The sequence below is a fragment of the Pedobacter cryoconitis genome, from assembly GCF_014200595.1.
GTDB classification, from domain to species: Bacteria; Bacteroidota; Bacteroidia; order Sphingobacteriales; family Sphingobacteriaceae; genus Pedobacter; species Pedobacter cryoconitis_C.
Window position 1 is genome coordinate 609668 of sequence record NZ_JACHCG010000001.1, and the last position, 17892, is coordinate 627559.

The 17892-nt window shown below is 38.7% G+C and carries 13 protein-coding genes; 8 read left to right on the forward strand and 5 right to left on the reverse strand.

From position 1 onward, the window contains the following. Positions 1-422: 422 nt before the first annotated feature. Together HDE70_RS02810 and HDE70_RS27410 are read right to left on the reverse strand one after the other, a co-directional pair. The gene (locus tag HDE70_RS02810; protein WP_183887903.1) at positions 423-3371 is read right to left on the reverse strand and encodes a two-component regulator propeller domain-containing protein; all 2949 of its coding nucleotides are present in this window, start codon (positions 3369-3371) and stop codon (positions 423-425) included. Next, positions 3361-4140, reverse strand: coding sequence for a LytR/AlgR family response regulator transcription factor (locus tag HDE70_RS27410; protein WP_183865135.1), 780 nt, complete (start codon positions 4138-4140; stop codon positions 3361-3363). Before HDE70_RS27410 ends, HDE70_RS02810 begins: the two co-directional genes overlap by 11 nt. Positions 4141-4295: 155 nt before the next feature. Between HDE70_RS27410 and HDE70_RS02820 the strand changes: the two genes are divergently transcribed. Then, positions 4296-5006: a ferritin-like domain-containing protein gene (locus HDE70_RS02820; protein ID WP_183887905.1), complete on the forward strand. Its 711-nt coding sequence runs from the start codon at positions 4296-4298 to the stop codon at positions 5004-5006. Between the two features lie 11 nt (positions 5007-5017). Further along, positions 5018-5848, forward strand: coding sequence for a ferritin-like domain-containing protein (locus HDE70_RS02825; protein WP_183887908.1), 831 nt, complete (start codon positions 5018-5020; stop codon positions 5846-5848). A gap of 79 nt (positions 5849-5927) precedes the next feature. On the opposite strand, the gene mqnC is transcribed toward HDE70_RS02825, so the two are convergent. After that, positions 5928-7052, reverse strand: a complete 1125-nt coding sequence (mqnC, locus tag HDE70_RS02830) for a cyclic dehypoxanthinyl futalosine synthase (RefSeq protein WP_183865141.1) — start codon at positions 7050-7052, stop codon at positions 5928-5930. 96 nt (positions 7053-7148) lie between these two features. Here mqnC and HDE70_RS02835 point away from each other — a divergent pair, with 96 nt between their 5' ends. Both HDE70_RS02835 and HDE70_RS02840 read left to right on the forward strand, forming a co-directional pair. Further along, positions 7149-8393 carry a M16 family metallopeptidase gene (locus tag HDE70_RS02835; RefSeq protein WP_183887910.1) on the forward strand — a complete coding sequence of 415 codons (1245 nt, stop codon included), beginning with the start codon at positions 7149-7151 and terminating at the stop codon, positions 8391-8393. Further along, positions 8386-9660 (forward strand): M16 family metallopeptidase, encoded by a 1275-nt coding sequence (locus tag HDE70_RS02840; protein ID WP_183887912.1) that lies wholly within the window; start codon positions 8386-8388, stop codon positions 9658-9660. Before HDE70_RS02835 ends, HDE70_RS02840 begins: the two co-directional genes overlap by 8 nt. Before the next feature lie 13 nt (positions 9661-9673). Here the strand turns inward: HDE70_RS02840 and HDE70_RS02845 are convergent, their stop codons facing one another. Together HDE70_RS02845 and HDE70_RS02850 are read right to left on the reverse strand one after the other, a co-directional pair. After that, positions 9674-11572: a DUF3857 domain-containing protein gene (locus HDE70_RS02845; RefSeq protein WP_183887914.1), complete on the reverse strand. Its 1899-nt coding sequence runs from the start codon at positions 11570-11572 to the stop codon at positions 9674-9676. Beyond that, positions 11569-13590, reverse strand: a complete 2022-nt coding sequence (locus HDE70_RS02850; RefSeq protein ID WP_183887916.1) for a transglutaminase domain-containing protein — start codon at positions 13588-13590, stop codon at positions 11569-11571. Before HDE70_RS02850 ends, HDE70_RS02845 begins: the two co-directional genes overlap by 4 nt. Positions 13591-13821: 231 nt before the next feature. Here HDE70_RS02850 and HDE70_RS02855 point away from each other — a divergent pair, with 231 nt between their 5' ends. The 4 genes from HDE70_RS02855 to HDE70_RS02870 all read left to right on the forward strand — a co-directional run bounded on the left by HDE70_RS02855 (position 13822) and on the right by HDE70_RS02870 (position 17891). Beyond that, a complete protein-coding gene (locus HDE70_RS02855; RefSeq protein ID WP_183865153.1) occupies positions 13822-14292 on the forward strand; it encodes a GNAT family N-acetyltransferase in 471 nt (156 codons plus the stop codon). A 108-nt stretch (positions 14293-14400) separates the two neighbouring features. Further along, the gene (gene guaB, locus HDE70_RS02860) at positions 14401-15870 is read left to right on the forward strand and encodes an IMP dehydrogenase (RefSeq protein ID WP_183865155.1); all 1470 of its coding nucleotides are present in this window, start codon (positions 14401-14403) and stop codon (positions 15868-15870) included. Between the two features lie 210 nt (positions 15871-16080). Further along, on the forward strand, positions 16081-17175 hold the full coding sequence (locus tag HDE70_RS02865; RefSeq protein WP_183887918.1) for a hypothetical protein: 1095 nt from the start codon (positions 16081-16083) through the stop codon (positions 17173-17175). Between the two features lie 137 nt (positions 17176-17312). Continuing rightward, on the forward strand, positions 17313-17891 hold the full coding sequence (locus tag HDE70_RS02870) for a hypothetical protein (protein WP_183887920.1): 579 nt from the start codon (positions 17313-17315) through the stop codon (positions 17889-17891). The last annotated feature ends 1 nt before the right edge of the window (position 17892 follow it).

Consider the following 17892-nt stretch of genomic DNA (forward strand, 5'->3'; position numbering starts at 1 on the left):
CTTAAATAAAATTACCAGAGTTGTTGATACGTTAAATTTACGAAAAATCTTTTTAAATAGCATCGAAGCTGCTTTTATTGATTTTTTGCTCAATCAAATTTAACATAAAAAGCTTTTCAAAAAAAGAACTTTTTTCAAATTTTGACTGAAGTTTTTCAAGAGCTTGCTGATCAGATCATAATCGGCAATAATCCGGGACAAAAAAAAAGTGGTAAAGCTTTAACTTTACCACTTTTAACACACAAATGAAACCTGAATTGAGATAAGTTTTAGGTTAGGTTAAAAATATCTTTGGCCAATTCTATAAGAACGCGTTTTACAAACTTTGTTTGTTTTAATATCTATAACAAGTTTAATGCTATTTTCATTTCAAACGAATAATACTTAGTAAGTGGTAGGTATCTTCGAGTAAACGGTAAAATCTACCTGTTTGGGACTAAAATAGAGATAGTTGTACCCGAGTTACCGTTCTGTTTAATACTGATTTGTATTGGATTTGCTTCGATCTGGTTAATCAGGTTGATCCTTTCCTGGGTAAGGCTCATGCCTTTACTCTCATGTTTTTCTCTTTTTACACGCAGTGAATTGTCTATTCCAACGCCATCATCTATGATTTGGATCAATAAATAAGCGGCATCCTGATGTTGAATTACAATGGAGATTTTCCCGCCTTCTTCTTTAGGCATCAGGCCGTGCCAGATTGCATTTTCTATATAGGGCTGCAATATCATGGAGGGAATCATCGTCTCATCCTGGTCGATGTCCGGGGCAATGTGAATGTTATAATTGAACTTCTCTCCGAATCTTTTCTTTTCCAGGGTCAGGTAAAGGGAAAGGTATTCAATTTCCTCTTCTATAGAAATAAAACTTTTGGTACAGATGTCCAGGTTTTTTCTGATCAGACGGGCAAAACCAGTCAGGATCTTATTGGCTGAGGAAGTATCTTTGGTATTGATGTAATGCTGGATCGAGTTCATCACATTGAAAACAAAATGTGGATTCATCATCGCTTGCAAAGCCTGTTGTTCGAGCATCAGGATTTTATTTTTCAGCAGCAGCCTTTGTTGTTCTTTATCTTTTTGCTGCTGGGTCACGATAACCGCAATCTTATAAAAACTAAAGCTGGCCAAAAGCAGCATGACGAAGATGAACCACCAGGATTGCCAGAAATGCGCTTTTAAGACGAAACTTACGGCTACCGGTTTGCTCCACTGGCTATTGTTTGTTTTTGCGCTGAGCTCAAATTTATAGGTGCCGGGTTCCAGAGAAGAGAATTCCAGTCTCCTGTTTTTTGTTTCTGTCCATGGGTTGCCTGATTTTAACCGGTAGCGATATAAGATATAGTTGTTTTGAAAGTCAAGGGCACTGTAGTAAAATGTAATATTATTTGCTGCTGGGGCAAGGTTGAAAGAATCTGTATTCAGGCTTAGTGGTTTTCTGTTATTGATAATGGTGGATATCAATACTTTAGGCATCTCTTTATTTCTGTCAAAAGGGGTATTGGCAAAGAAAACCAGGCCATGGTTGGTTGCGAAGTAGGCGGTATCACGATCTATATATAAGCCATTTACATCGTTGTCGAGCAGGTTATTGGTATATTCAAATGATTCTACCGGGTTTTTGCTGTTTAAAAAGATCCGGTTTACGCCATTGGTGGTCACTACCCAAACATGATCTTTCTGGATGTAAAGTTTTTTGCAGATGTTGTTTGCCAGTCCGTCTTCACGGGTGATTTGCCGGATCAGCAGGTTGTTTTTAAAGAAAAGCAGGCCATATCCATCGGTAGCGAGCACAATAGTACCATCTGGTAATTGCGCAATGTCGTTAATCCTTTTGGTTAACAGCGGATGGCGCTGATAGTGCCTGGTGAGCTTGCCTGCTGATAGCTCGGCCAGTCCGTTCACGTTGGAAAACCAGAGGTTGTCGTCTTTGTCATAATAGACGCGATAGGCTCTGTTGCTGAAGAAGTTTTCTCCTTCTTTATAATTTGATGAAGTAAATGATAGTTTATGAAATGGATCATTGACCATCACTACACCAGAGGACAGCGCTAAGGTGAGATGATTTTTACTGCTGATACTAAAGTTTTTAAGTACAAAACCAGAGCTATGGGTTTCTTTCAGGTATTTGATATCCTGATTTGAGGTGTGTTTAGCAGAAAGTATCCCTAAGCCATAGTCTGAACTGAAAAATACTTTTTCTCCCGATGAATCGGTACTGATTTGTTTAATGCTGCTGAACTTTTTCTTATCAGGGAGATCAATGGTACTGATCTGATGCGTGGATTTGTTCAGGATATTAATTTTTCCATTGTCCAGTCCCAGCCAGAGGTTACCTGAATGGTCTTTGATCAGGCTTCTGACGGTGTTGTTGCTCAGGCCATAGCGATTATCCCGTATATAAACTCTTTTAGACTTTTTAGGCAGCATATAAATACCATTGCCGGTAGCAAACCACATGTTTTCCCGATTGTCTTTGATCACCTGGTTGGTGGTCAGGTTATGCAGGTAATGTGTTTTGGTACCGTCTGCTTCCAGGTGATAGACTCCTGAATTGGTGGTTAACCACAGCTCTTTTTGGTTTTCCGCATAAAAATAGCCCGGGTTATCTGCCAGTAAAGTACTGTCAATTGTCATCGTTAGTTGCTGCTGTACTCCGTTTTTGAAATTCAATCCCTTTTTATCGAGGAAATACATGGTTTGGTCGGGCAGGTTTTTAACGGTTTTATAGGATAGGGGACTGATCTTAAACGTTGTTTTGTTAAAGCTTTCTCCATCAAAGATACGTAGGCAGTGTACACTTGATGCCCATATCCTGCCGGATTGGTCTTCGTAAATAAAGGTATTGATGAACTGATTGGCAGGATCAGTGGAGGTGTATTTTTTTAATGATTTTCCGTCCCATCTGGCCAGCAGGTTCTTATTAGTCCCAAACCAGAGATGGCCTTTGCTGTCTTCAAAGAAGGAAGTAACGACACCATTAAATTTTAAAAGCTGAAGTAATTTGTCATTACTTTCATTGTAGATCACGCCATTTTTAAAGTAGCTGAGCTGACCGTTTAAAGAGAAAAACCAGATTCTTCCGGAGCGGTCTTCGTTTAACCGGATAATCTGGTTGTCGGGTAGGCCGTCATCGATAGAGAAGTTTTCAAATACTTTTCCGTCAAAGCGGCTTACACCTGCGTCTGAAGCGACCCAGATATACCCCTTTTTGTCCTGAAGGATAAAATAACAGCTGTTGCTTGGCAAACCGTCTTTACTGCCGTAATGTTTAATAAAAGTAGTCTGTCCATAGCTGTAAATGCCTGAAACTATTAAAAGGAGTAACAGGGTGATTCCTTTGCTATAGAAAGCTCTTGTTTTATTTATCACTGGCGAAATTGGTATATTGTTTAACTTTCTCTGCGAAAATACTTGCTCTGCGCCTTGATACGGCTATTTTCTCTCCGTTTTTTAACAAAACTTCCAGGCCGTTTTTTGAGTTGTATTCTTTCAGATAATTTAAATTTACAATACTGGATTTATGAATCCGGATAAATTGATCTTCTGGTAAAATCTCTTCATAATCTTTCAATACTTTGGATACGGTAATTTTATCCCTGTTGTCGAGATGAAAGATGGAATAATTGCTATCTGCTTCTATATGAATGATTTCATTAAGGTCAATCAGGGTGTATCCTTGTCCGTTCGGCAAACTTATTTTCCTGATTTCTGACCGGTCTGCTAAATTATTTGCTAAATTTTTTAAGCGCTCATTCCGGTCGGATTCCTGGTCAATCATACGGATTAATTTTGCTGCTTTTTCTACCGTTTCTTTAAGCTCATCGATGTCGATTGGCTTCAGTAAATAGTCCAGTGCATTAGCCTTAATTGCTCTTAAAGCATACTGGTCATAAGCAGTAGTGAATACGACCTGGGTATTGTGCAGTTTCGCGTCTGGAATAAGCTCAAAGCCATTTTTTCCGGGCATAGCGATATCCAGAAAGATCAGGTCGACCTCATGTAAAGAGAGCAGTTCACGTGCCTCATCTACCGATTTTGCAATCCCGCTGATGTGCACATTTTCGCAATTTTCCTGTAAGAGAAAAAAAAGTGAAGACCGCGCAAATTCTTCATCGTCTACTATTATCACATTGAACACAAGCCGATATTTTTATAAGGTGAAATTATCAAAAAAATAGGGGAGTCAAGAATTTTTTTGACAAAGTCAAAAACCAAAGCGATTTAGATGCCGTATGTCACGGTATAATCATGGGGGCCCTCAACTTAGTTGAACCATAATTTAAATCATTTCTTATGAAAAGTTTACAAGGAGAGAAAGAGATACTGCTTCAGGAGAGCGGTATCCTGACTGCAAAACTGCAACGCAGATCTTTTCTGCAATATGCAGGAGCAGGGGTTGCAGGGGTAGCTTTAATTGCTGCGGGCTGTAAAAAAGACAAAAGTACTCCAGGTTTGGATACAGGTGTGGATTTAGGTAGCGGTGATCCGGGTATCTTAAATTACGCCTATGCACTGGAACAATTAGAAGGTGCATTTTATGATGCAGTGGTAAAAAGCCCTTATACTGGTATTCCTGCAAATGAGCTTGCTTTACTGACTGATATCAGAGATCATGAGTTAGCTCACCGTGAATTTTTCAAAAAAGCATTGGGTACAGGAGCGATTGTAAGTTTGACAGTAGATTTTTCATCGATTAATTTTGCTGACAGAGCAAGTGTACTGAATACAGCCAAAGCATTTGAAGATTTAGGGGTTTCAGCTTATAATGGAGCTGGTAAACTTTTAAAAACGGCAAAATATTTAGAGGTTGCTGGAAAGATCGTCTCTGTTGAAGCACGTCATGCGGCTTTAATCCGTGATTTGATTTCGAATGGAACCTTCGCTGATTCAACTGCTGTTGATGCGAACGGACTTGATGGTGCCAGAACACCTATCCAGGTTTTAACTATCGCTAAAACGTATATTAAAACTGCAATTAACGCGTCTAATTTACCTACTTCTTAATCCTGGAAATCATGAATATCATTAACATATTAGAAGAAATTGAAAAAGTGGATGGAGAAGTGTATGAACGCTTAAATCCACGCAGAGCGGCAATGAAATCATTTTATGGCTTTGGATCAAAAGTAGCTTTAGCTGCGCTTCCGATGGCTTTAGGCTCTATGTTCAAAAAAGCTTACGGACAAACCACTACAAGTGTGATTGACGTGTTAAACTTTGCTTTAACTTTGGAATATATTGAATATAATTTCTATCAGACTGGTATTAATACTGCTGGATTAATTCCTGCTGGTACACCTGCTGTAGCAGCGATTGCTAACATTCGTGATCATGAATTAGCACACGTTAATTTATTAAAAGGAGCAATTACTGCTTCTGGTGGTACTCCGGTATCTTATACTGCGGCTTCATTTGATTTTACTGCAAAAGGGAATTTCCCAACTGTATTCTCTGATTATCCAACTTTTCTTGCGGTAGCGCAAGTATTTGAAGATACAGGTGTAAGAGCTTATAAAGGACAGGCTGGTAACTTAATGAGCAGCCCAAGTGTATTACAAACTGCTTTACAAATTCACTCCGTTGAAGCGCGCCACGCTGCGCATATCCGCCAAATGCGTAAAGCGCCAGCTGGTGGAGGTTTAACTAATTTAAAACCATGGATTACTGGTGCAAATGATAGTGGGGTTGCAGCAGCAGCAGCGAGTTATGCTGGTGAAGATAATGTAACACAGTTAGATATCAACATTCCAGGCCTTGGTTTCTCAGTAAATGCATCAACAGAGGCTTTTGATGAGCCACTAACTATGCCTCAGGTACTTTCGATTGCAAGCCTGTTTATCAAATAATTTTTCGAGGGGGAGATACAGTGAGGAAAAGGAAGAGGATCGAAATTCTCTTCCTTTTTATTTTTTATAGCAGCAATGATTAGTAATTAATCACTTGTTCCTCTAAATGTTCAGGCAGGTCACGGTAGTTGTATTGCTGACCTCTTAATTGAGGTTCAAAACCTGCTTCTCTGATCGCATCCTGTATTCCTTTTGCAGTAAAACGGTGTGGTGCACCAGCAGCAGAAACTACATTTTCTTCAATCATAATAGATCCAAAATCATTAGCACCTGCATGTAAACACAATTGTGCTACATTTTTACCTACAGTCAGCCATGACGCTTGTATATTTTTAACGTTCGGCAGCATAATTCTGCTCAGGGCAAGCATCCTTACGTATTCATCTCCGGAAACATCATTCGTAATTCCTCTTAAACGTTTCAACAAAGTACCGTCATCCTGGAAAGGCCATGGAATAAAGGCTAAAAATCCTTTAGCGTCTGCTGGTTTTTCACTCTGAACTTCTCTGATCCAGACTAAATGCTCGAAACGTTCGTCTATAGTTTCAACATGACCAAACATCATGGTTGCAGAGGTCGTAATATCCAGCTGGTGTGCTGCACGCATTACATCCAGCCATTCCTGTCCACCACATTTTCCTTTGGAAATTAACCGGCGAACCCTGTCATTCAGAATTTCTGCACCTGCACCAGGCAAAGAATCCATGCCGGCAGCTTTCAATGCGCTTAAAACTTCTGTGTGGGTAAGTTTATCGATTTTTGCAACGTGTGCAATTTCAGGCGGGCCTAATGCGTGTAATTTAAGATCAGGATAAAGTTCTTTTAACTTTCTGAACAGGTCAGCATAAAATTCAAGCCCAAGGTCGGGATGATGTCCGCCCTGTAAAAGTAACTGATCACCGCCCAGACGGAAAGTCTCTTCAATTTTAACTTTATAAGTCTCTATGTCTGTGATATAGCTTTCATCATGACCCGGTCTTCTGAAGAAATTGCAAAATTTACAGTTCGCAATACACACATTCGTGGTATTAACGTTTCTATCAATTTGCCAGGTAACTTTTCCGCTCGGTACTTGTTTTTTTCTCAGCTCATTTGCAACAAAGGCCAAATCGGCAGTAGAAGCATTGTGGTACAAAAACACGCCCTCTTCTTTTGTTAAAAAGTCGAATTGCAGAGCCCTTTGTAATAATTCGGCAGTATTCATACAGCAAATATACCATTTGTTCTGCTGTTTTTATTTCATGAGATTATCACATTTACCCTAAATCATTATTCCTATATTTGACACAATTATATATTTATGGTAGATTTTAATCGTTTTACACTAGCTAATGGCTTACGTGTTCTGGTACACGAAGATGATACAACCCCTATGGCGGTATTAAACATCCTTTATGATGTCGGTGCGCGGGATGAGGAAGAGGGTAAAACCGGTTTTGCACATCTTTTTGAGCACCTCATGTTTGGAGGTTCTGTTAATATACCTGTCTATGATGAACCGCTGCAAAGAGTAGGAGGGGAAAACAATGCTTTCACAAGTAATGACATTACAAATTATTATATCACTTTGCCGGCTACGAATATTGAAACTGCTTTCTGGTTGGAGAGTGATCGTATGCTGAGCCTGGCGTTTTCTGAGAAAAGTCTGGAAACACAACGTAATGTGGTTTGTGAAGAATTTAAACAGAGATATTTAAATCAGCCTTATGGTGATGTATGGCTGAAGTTAAGGCCGCTTGCTTATAAAAAGCATGCATACCGCTGGGCAACTATAGGACAGGATCTTGCACAAATCGAAAATGCTTCGATGGAAGATGTGAAGGCCTTCTTTAAGAAACATTATAATCCGCAGAATGCCATAATGGTTGTGGGTGGAAACGTGAAAACTGAAGAGATTAAGTTATTGGCAGAGAAATGGTTCAGTCCTATTCCTGCGGGAGATAAATATGTGAGGGACCTGGTTCAGGAGCCTGCGCAAACTGAAGCGCGCAAGGAAACTGTAACTGCAAATGTTCCTTTGAATGCATTTTACCTGGCTTTCAAAATGGCTGCGCGCAGGGATGCAGATTACCAGGTTTATGATCTTTTATCTGATGTACTTTCTCAGGGACAGTCTTCCCGGTTATATAACAGTTTACTGAAAGATCAGCAACTGTTTAGTGATATTCATGCATATATTACCAGTAGTCTGGATGAAGGTTTATTTGTTGTAGAAGGTAAACTGAGTGAAGGGGTAACGATGGAAGCAGCAGAAAAGGCTGTGTGGGCTGAACTGGATAAAATTGCAACCGAAGAGGTTAGCCAGATAGAATTGACGAAAGTGAAAAACAAATCGGAATCTATTATGGTATTTGCTGAAATGAGCCTGCTTGATAAAGCAATGAATCTTGCTTATTATGAGTTACTGGGTGACGCAGAAGGATTAAATACTGAAATTCAGAAATATCTTGCTGTTGATGCAGCAAAACTTCTTGAAGTTGCCAAAAAGACTTTCGTGAGAGAGCAATGTTCTACTTTATACTACTTAACTTCCGAAAATGCTTAACCGAACCCTTATACCTGAGTCAAGACAGGTGAATGATATTAATTTTATTGCCCCTCAAAAACAGGAATTAGCAAACGGGATTAAGGTATTTACTGTGAATGCCGGAAAACAGGAGCTTGTTCGTATTGAATTCGTTTTTGAAAATGTAAATTGGGATGAATCTAAGCCTTTGCAGGCTATAGCAGTAAACCATTTGATTAACAATGGAACTGATAAGCTTACTGCCAGGGAAATTGCCGATAAGGTGGATTATTATGGTGCCTTTTTGCAAACTGATTATGGTGCTGATCAATCGAGTATCAAAATATATACGCTGAATAAACATCTTGGATCGGTACTGCCTATTTTATGGTCTGTATTAAATGAGAGTATTTTTCCTCAGCAGGAACTGGATATTTTTAAACAAAATCAACAGCAGTCGCTGAAGGTGAGTTTGCAGAAGAATGATTTTATTGCCAGAAAGAATTTTGCACATGCTATTTTCGGGACTTCAACTTATGGTTCTGATATTGATGTAGAAGATTACCAGGCTATAGAAAGAGCAGATTTAGTAGCTTATTTCAGTGCTGCTTACAAGCCTGAGAACTGTACTATATTTGTTGCCGGAAAATTTGAAGCTGCTGAATTCGACTTGTTGAATGCCAATTTTGGTAAAGACTGGAATAACGAGGCTGCTTCTACAATCAACCAATTCTCTTTTGAAGGTGCACCAAAAGGTGAGATCTTTATTGAAAGGGCAGATGCGATACAGTCTGCAATCAGAATGGGAACTTTGAGTATTAACCGCTCTCATCCGGATTTCGCAGGTTTCCAGGTGATGAACTGCTTGTTAGGCGGTTACTTTGGTTCCAGGTTAATGGCTAATATCCGTGAAGACAAAGGTTATACTTATGGTATTGGTTCTGCCGTTGTTTCTTTGAAGGATGCTGGTTATTTTTTCATCGCTACAGAAGTTGGCGCTGATGTTTGTACGAGTGCTTTAAATGAAATAGAGAAAGAAATCGACTTGTTAAAATCAGAAGAAGTTTCTGAGCAGGAGCTAAGTCTGGTTCGCAGTTATATGCTGGGTTCTATGCTGGGAAGTCTGGAAAATGCATTCTCTCATGCTGATAAGTTTAAAAACATCTATTATTCAGGATTGGATTATGATTATTATGATAACTACATTCATACCGTCAAATCAATCACTGCTGAACAGCTAAAGGCATTGGCTAATAAATATTTAAATACCGCAGACTTTACGAAGGTTGTGGTTGGTAAAAAGTAAACAATAGTACTGGCTAATTAATTTTAGCCAGTACTGCTTTTTGTTTGTCTGCTACATAGATTTTTTTGTAGAATTCTACGATGTCTTTGTATTTTTCAGGCGCATATTTTTTGCTGCTCATGGTCTGGTTGCGTGTATAGATGATTGAATTATCTTTCACCGTTACCTTAGCAGTATATTTTCCAAATTCTGATTCCAGTGAAATATCCTGAGGGACAAATTCTACTTTATAACCTTGTGGAAGGGTATAGGTAGTTACATCAGTATCCTGGAAGCCATAAGCCACTGAAAAAGAAGTTTGCCTGTTTTCAACCTTTGCCGGTACACTCTCTCTTCTGTTTAATAAATTCAGCGTTATAAATAACTTATCTCCTCCGCGGCTGATCATCTGGGAACTTTTTAAAACAATGTCTTCTTCTATTTTTGGAATACTTTTGTCTGGTTGTAAAAAGCTTAAAGATGAAATTTCCATATCGGGTATTCCGAGATTTCTCATGACTCTTTTCCGTTGTTCCACGGGTTCTGACAATAGCATACCCAATTGATCTTCGTATTGAGAATTGCTGTAGGTGGTTTTGATATGAACGTCAGCAGGCTTATCTGTGGCCAGCGTTATAGTAGTGATGCGGTTTTGGAAATTGTCTTCGGGCTTATAAACAGGAGTTCTGACCAGTTTTCCACCGGCTTCTGTAACCAGTAGTACAGTCCTTGCTGAGTTATTATTACCAATATACCCTGCTGGTGTATATTGACTTGTGCATTCCAGCCAGGTTGTATCTTTTGCCGCAGGGATGCACAGGATCATATGATTAGCCTGTCCAAAACTTGCATAGTCCTTATTGAGTGAAGGTAAACCATTACCTATCACCACAAGGTTCGATTGAATACCGGCTTCTGCTAAGATCGTTTTCATGTAATTTGACAGTGCTTTACAGTCCCCGTAGTTCACTGAAGCAACTTTATCTGCTGTTATTGGCCTGAAACCTCCAACTCCAAGCTGAACGCTCACATACCTGGTATTCGATTGTAAATAATGATAGAGAATAGCTATCTTTTCTTTATCAGTTTTAGCTGAAGCGATCAGGGTCTGAATGATACCTTTTGTTTTCTCTGGCAATGGCTGCACAGTATTACTGAGCTGATAAATCCAATCACCCATGTTTTTCCAGTTTTCGACACTACCTTTAGAGTTATCATACTCAAAATTATTTGGAGAAACCAATACCCAGGGTGTAATCGCATTTAACCCCGTTGACATCGGTTCATAGGTAAATGAATTCAGGTTTTGACAAGCCCATGTATAAGTCGTCTTATCAGCGGTGACAGTAGAATCTGTTGGAAGGCCCTTACTCTTTAAATATTTAAAGGTAACTGTTTTAGGGACTTGTAAAGTATATACAGATTTTTCTACTGCACAGTCATAGGTACTTACAGGACTCCATGAAGGAAAGGCAATATAGCCATTGTAACTCTTCTCATAACTATACTCGATGGTATATGGGAAAGTGGCATTTAAAAATACTATCTTTTTTATACGGTTATCATCATACATGGTTCCGTCAGAAGTGATGCTTTCATCTTTAAAATCGGAAGTCTTATAAGTTCTTATTTTAACTCCTTTAGCATCATACATCGTTGCTTTAAGATTATAGACCGAAGAAAATTTATCATAATACTCTGACATGGCTGCGTTATTTTCTCCATTTTTGCTGAGGATGGTGATGGCTGTTTTATAAGCCATAACAGCACTGCTATTACTTTTAATAGCGAGATGCTGCTCTTCATTACGGATCACAACAGTCGATTTTTTCAACAATTCCGCAGGTATATTAGCGACATCGTATATTTCTTGTGCACTGGCTACAGTGGTGGTGCCAATTAACAGTGTAGATAGTAAATGGCTTAGTTTCATATTTTCTTAAGTACGATTTGTTCTGCTTGTTTACGGACAATATTTTTAAATAATTCTTTCAGATTGTAATATTCTTCCGAACTATAGCTCGATTTTAGTAAGGAGATTTTACTAACCATATTTAATTTGTTCTCGTCTATCACATACATAATTGTAAATGAGCCGCCATTTTCCGGTAATTGAAATCTCTCGTTTTTTGGAAGCTGGTCTGGCTTGTAACCCGCAGGTAATTCGATAGTAATATGATAGTTCTCTTCTTTAGGATAGGCAAAGTCTACCGGATAATTCCGTTCTTCCAGTGTAAATGGATTTTCTTTTGTCCGCTCATATAACAATGGCATAAAGTAAGAGAGGTTACCAGCAGCTTCTATATTGTCTTCGATAGTCACGTCCATACTTTCAATAAGTGCTTCCTCCGGGTTATCCAGATTTTCAATTTTGTAATTATTTATTTCCAGACCGGGTTTGTTACTTTTATAATTTTTAAGAAATTCTTCCTGATTGGTTGCGGCCTGGTAAGCATTCCTTGCATCAAGACCTTCATAGTTATTTCTAGAAATTGATAATGTCCCCTTCAGTTTATTTTCTGTGTCTAGTGTGAGATTATAAAAAATACTGTTTCTGCTCGTCTTGTCATTTTCGGTAGAAATCCACTCTCCGGCATTATCAGTCCTGTTGATCTTTAATCCGCGATGGTTTAAATTCGGATAACTTAAAATTCCCGGGGTATTGTTTTTATTTACTGCGTCTAACAGGTTTTTTTTATCTCCGGTAATAGTCATTACAATAATGCTGTTAAACTTGCTGGCCAGCGGATAACCAGGGTGTGTGCCGTTACCTCTTGTACTGATGATAACAGGATAACTTTCCAGTCCGGCAGCATCCAATAGATTGAGCAGTAACAGATTGATCTCCGATGAACTGCCGGATTTCTTTTCCAGCACAGATTTCGGGCTGTTTGCTTCGGTATACAGCCGGTATTTATTGTCCCATTTAATGTTGTTTTTTACATAGTTGAAGATGAGGTTCATTTTTCCTTCCGGAGTAGTTTCATCTTTAATGATCTCTTTGACTAACTCCTTACCGGGATTTTTCTTCTGAATATATCCACCAAAATTGTCATGATCCATCATTTCTTTAATGATTTTTGGCCAGGTAGTCGTATATTCCTTGTAGCCGCCCTGAGGGAAATTAGTCGCGTTAAGTTCAAATCCTATTTTGCTGACATAATCATCGAGTGTCGTGATATAACTTTCTTCTTTGATAGCCGGAATATTTTTGACGTAATATTGGGTCTTTGTAGTTTTGACGCCTATTGTTTCTGATTTTCCGGAACCGTTGGGTATAGTCAGGTTCTGAGAATTATCAATAGGGCCAATTTTATTAATATCATAATATCCACCTGCTTCGATTTTGTAGAAGTAATATTCTGGAATCGTTATGGTGAATGATGAATACTTAGTTGGGTACTTTTCCTGGAAATACCAGTCATCGAGCTTAAAAGTAAAGTCAGATTTTGTTCTGTAACGGTACTCTATAATTGAGCCTTCTTTGATATTTGGAAGCGTGATTTTTTTGATAACATGCTTGTTATCCACCTGATTTGTGAATTTTGCATCACTGGCCATTTTACTTACTTCAATTTTTCCATTGTTCAGGTTATAAGTCGCAGCGTTGACGAGATCAAGCTTTTCTTCGTTGCCTTTACCGTCACGATATAGCCTTAACTCTAAATCTGCTAAATCATAACCTTTTTTCTGGATGATTCTATACCTGACGTGACGCTCAAAAACATAAACAAAGCTGCCACCTGGTCCGATTTCAAAATATCCATTGCCCACATCGAAGAGTTTAACGGCCGCAGCACTTGAATCAACTCCATCTGGTTTGGTTTCAAATTCGCTGAGTTCAACTTTACCATATTTAAAAACAGGAAGTTTTTCCTGTATTTTTTGAGCGGAAACCTCAATTTTTAGCAATAGAAGGACTATTACCAGGAGGTTTAATTTTTTAAGCATGAGCGTTATTTTAGTTGTGCAAATTAAGACTAAGTTTTCTGATGAAAAAAGTGTTTTGAAATATAAATATTTAAAATTTTCGGCCAGGGGGTTCTTCGTGATGGAAAGATGGTTAGTGGAATAAAAAAAGATTTCTTTTCTTTTCAGCCTTTTTTTTACCTGAAATATTTGCTCATATTTGCGCCCAATAAATATCATTTCTTTATTTTGGAATGATTGTAAAATAGATTTATGACACCAAAAAAAATCGATATTAACAGTTTCGTGTATAAGCTAAACCATGATTTGTCTACGGTTGACTGGACTTATGTTTGTGAGCTTTTCTCTAAGATTGACTGGAGAACAAGGGTAGAGCCGGAGATAGAATCTGCCTTTAGAAAAAGCACGTGGACGCTGTTTGTTTACCATGAAGATCAGATTATTGCTTTTGGAAGGGTAGTAGGGGATGGACGTTATTATGCTGTGATGGCAGATATTGTTGTTGATCCTGATTTCCAGGGAAATGGTTTAGGAAAAAAGATCATCAATATGCTGAATGGACAACTTGATAATTATCATTTTGTGAATTTAACAGCTGCTCCGGGTAAAGGTGATTTTTATCAGAAGTTAGGCTGGAAAAAACAAACAACTTCTTATATCTGGCCACAAGGGCCTAAGCAATTGAGACAGCACTGCGAGCCTGAAGAAGGTTCTGAGATCTAATTTGATTGTCAATTTCTCTCCAATCACCGTTTATTGGAGAGAAATGTTTCCGGTTCCAAATAATTTATGTAGATTTGCCCGGCAAGTAATAACTCCTAATTATTTGCCATGCAACTCGATCCCCAAAAATTTATTGCCGAAGGACTAACATACGATGACGTATTATTAGTTCCAGCCTACTCCGAAGTCCTTCCCCGTGATGTAAACACCGGAAGTTATTTAACAAAAAAAATACGTATTAATGTACCTGTAGTTTCTGCTGCAATGGATACCGTTACTGAATCAGGACTGGCAATTGCTATTGCTCAGGCTGGTGGTATTGGTATGCTGCACAAGAATATGAGTATTGAACGCCAGGCTGAAGAAGTCAGCAAGGTTAAACGTTCAGAAAGCGGAATGATACAAGATCCGGTAACTCTTCGTGCTGATGCCATTGTTGCAGATGCATTCCAGATCATGACTAAATATAAAATAGGTGGTATACCTATTATTGACAATAACAATAAACTGGTTGGTATCATTACCAATCGTGACCTTCGTTTCCAGAAAGATATGCAGCGCCCGATTTCTGAAGTAATGACTTCTGAAAATCTGATCACTGCTGCTGAAGGTACTACGCTGATCCAGGCGGAAGAAATCCTTCAGGATTATAAAATTGAAAAACTACCGGTTATCAATAAAGAAGGTCATCTTGCAGGTTTAATCACCTTTAAAGATATTCAGAAATATAAAAATTACCCTAAAGCTTGTAAAGATGAACGTGGCCGCCTTCGGGTTGGTGCTGCTGTTGGTGTTGCAGCTGATAATATTGACCGCGTTGCTGCACTGGTTAAAGCTGGTGTAGATGTCGTTACTGTGGATACTGCGCACGGACATTCGAAAGGCGTAATTGATATGGTTAAAGCAATCAAAGCCCGTTTCCCTGATTTACAGGTGATTGCCGGTAATATTGCTACTGCGGATGCTGCTTTGGCACTTGCTGAGGCTGGTGCTGATGCGGTTAAAGTTGGTATCGGGCCGGGTTCAATCTGTACAACAAGAATCATAGCAGGTGTGGGAGTACCTCAGTTATATGCAGTTTATGAATGTGCAAAGGCTTTAGAAGGTACTGGAATCCCTGTTATTGCTGATGGTGGTATCAAACAAACGGGAGATATCGTTAAAGCGCTTGCAGCTGGTGCAAGTTCAATCATGGCTGGTTCTTTATTCGCAGGAGTAGAGGAGTCACCGGGTGAGACAATCATATATGAAGGGCGTAAGTTCAAGTCTTACCGTGGTATGGGGTCTGTAGAAGCGATGCAACATGGTTCTAAAGACCGGTATTTCCAGGATGAGGAAGATGTAGTCACTAAACTTGTTCCTGAGGGTATTGTTGGCCGTGTTCCTTATAAAGGTACTTTAGCTGAAGTCATTTATCAGTATGTTGGTGGTTTGAGAGCCGGAATGCATTATTGTGGTGCTGCAACTATTGAAGAGCTTCAACAGGCTAAGTTTGTAAGAATAACAGCAGCTGGAATGAGAGAAAGTCATCCGCATGATATTTCGATCACTAAAGAAGCTCCAAACTATTCGCGTTAGGTCATTAAAAGACCCGGCTTTTTTTTTAAAGCATGCTATTGGTATATCCATAGCATGCTTTTTTTATGTCTGGTATATTGGTCATGTCATTCAGACTTTAATTGGAGAATATATCGGAATTGTTATTTCATATGTTGCAAGTTGTCCGTTCTTTTGTGTTAATTAATTTTTATATTAGTGAACTGATTATCTTGTTCAACATGAAATGATATGGAAATGAAAATTTTAAAATTAGTATTTACAATTGGCTTGTTAGCCTTGGTTACTTCTTGTTCTAAATCTAAGGATGAAGTGATCGCCCCAACGCTTCCTCCGGTAACTAAACCAGATCCCGTAAAAACTGCAGATGTTTATGTAGCTGGATGGAAGTATAATAGCAAACTGGCCCCAGTGGCGGCTTTCTGGAAAAACGGGGTGCAAACCGAACTGACTGATGGAACAACTAATTTAGCAAGGGCTAATTCTATTTATGTGAGTGGTACTGATGATGTTTACGTTGCAGGGAAAGATGGCCTGAAAAGCGTATTGTGGAAAAATGGTACCGCTACAGTATTGAGTAACGAGCTTTATTCCGGGGCTTATTCTGTTTTTGTAAGCGGTACAGATGTTTATGTAGCTGGTTTTGATCACGGGTTCGCTGTGGTCTGGAAAAACGGAGTAGCTATTAAATTGGCAAACGGACCAAATTTTTCAAGAGCTTACTCAGTTTATGTGAGTGGTAGTGATGTTTATGCAGCAGGCTATGAATTCCTGGAAGGCAATAAGACTGTTGCTACCTTATGGAAAAATGGAGTTGCTACCAGGTTAAGTGATGGAACAAAACATGCTGTTGCCAAAGCTGTTTTTGTAAGTGGTACCGACGTTTATGTAAGCAGTGAGGAGAATGTAAATCCACAAGATGGTAATCTTCCGGGATCTGAAGGTATAGGATCGACGTCTTTATCAAAATCTGTAATTAAAATATGGAAAAATGGAATACCTGATAACTTGACTGATGGTACCAAACAAGCCATTGGTAATTCCCTTTTTGTAAATGGCAACGATGTTTATGTCGCGGGTTACGAAAATGACGGTATTACCTGCATAGCAAGTGTATGGAAAAATAAGATAGTTACCAATGCGGGTTCTGGTTTGTATCAAAAAACAGGAATTATCAATGCAAATTCTGTATTTGTACATAAAGATGATCTTTATGTAGTCGTTAATGAAGGCTTTACAGCTAAAACATGGAAAAACATGTTTACTGCTAATGAAATTAATAAGGAGGGTGGGGGAGCGACAGCACTTTCTGTCTTTGTAAAATAATATATCAGTATATTTGCGGTCTGAGGGCTGGAATGAAAGAATTCTTCCGCTTTAAAATTGTTTAAATCACTTCAGTGCTTTTTCATAAAGAATTGAGGTGATTTTTTAGTATAGTGTAAAAGATATTATAGAATCTGATGAGAATAGAAATTGAAGTACCTGTTGCGGGTGTTTATATAACTGATTTTGATCAAATAGCAGCTCCTGCTTTTTTGGAAGAATCGGAAGACGGTGTGAAGTTATCATTCCTTGGCATTGAGGCCTTAAAAAGTTATCAATCTGAATTATTGGTGGAGGATGAGGCCGCAGGATTTGAAGGGCGTAATGAAATACGTGCTAAAATCAAGAAGGAATTGAAAAAGGGGATATCAGAGAACCTGGCGATCATGGATTCGATCAGAAATTACGCTGAGGCTTTATTTACTTTCGTTTATGACCGGGAAGGCCATAGAGAAGATAAAAAACAGATTTTGAACAACCTGATTGAAAATATCACTTTCACTGAGAATGGACTGGAACTGGAAGAGGCTGTGAAAGAATCAACTTATGAGTTGGGGCCACTGGTCCTAAGTTATAAACTTACGTTTAAGAATTACTCTTTTAATACTTTGGATTTTGATTTTCAGGCTATTAAAGAACAGTTGGTTGCTGATCTGGCGAATTTGAGAGATGCATTTATTGCAAATACTAAAAAGCCTAAAACTGATACTAAATAAT

Coding starts and splice junctions, on each gene's coding strand:
- HDE70_RS02825 (WP_183887908.1), top strand. CDS start 5,018: ATGAATATCATTAACATATTAGAAGAAATTGAAAAAGTGGATGGAGAA.
- guaB (WP_183865155.1), top strand. CDS start 14,401: ATGCAACTCGATCCCCAAAAATTTATTGCCGAAGGACTAACATACGAT.
- HDE70_RS02820 (WP_183887905.1), top strand. CDS start 4,296: ATGAAAAGTTTACAAGGAGAGAAAGAGATACTGCTTCAGGAGAGCGGT.
- HDE70_RS02840 (WP_183887912.1), top strand. CDS start 8,386: ATGCTTAACCGAACCCTTATACCTGAGTCAAGACAGGTGAATGATATT.
- HDE70_RS02835 (WP_183887910.1), top strand. CDS start 7,149: ATGGTAGATTTTAATCGTTTTACACTAGCTAATGGCTTACGTGTTCTG.
- HDE70_RS02850 (WP_183887916.1), bottom strand. CDS start 13,590: ATGCTTAAAAAATTAAACCTCCTGGTAATAGTCCTTCTATTGCTAAAA.
- HDE70_RS02845 (WP_183887914.1), bottom strand. CDS start 11,572: ATGAAACTAAGCCATTTACTATCTACACTGTTAATTGGCACCACCACT.
- HDE70_RS02870 (WP_183887920.1), top strand. CDS start 17,313: ATGAGAATAGAAATTGAAGTACCTGTTGCGGGTGTTTATATAACTGAT.
- mqnC (WP_183865141.1), bottom strand. CDS start 7,052: ATGAATACTGCCGAATTATTACAAAGGGCTCTGCAATTCGACTTTTTA.
- HDE70_RS02865 (WP_183887918.1), top strand. CDS start 16,081: ATGGAAATGAAAATTTTAAAATTAGTATTTACAATTGGCTTGTTAGCC.
- HDE70_RS02855 (WP_183865153.1), top strand. CDS start 13,822: ATGACACCAAAAAAAATCGATATTAACAGTTTCGTGTATAAGCTAAAC.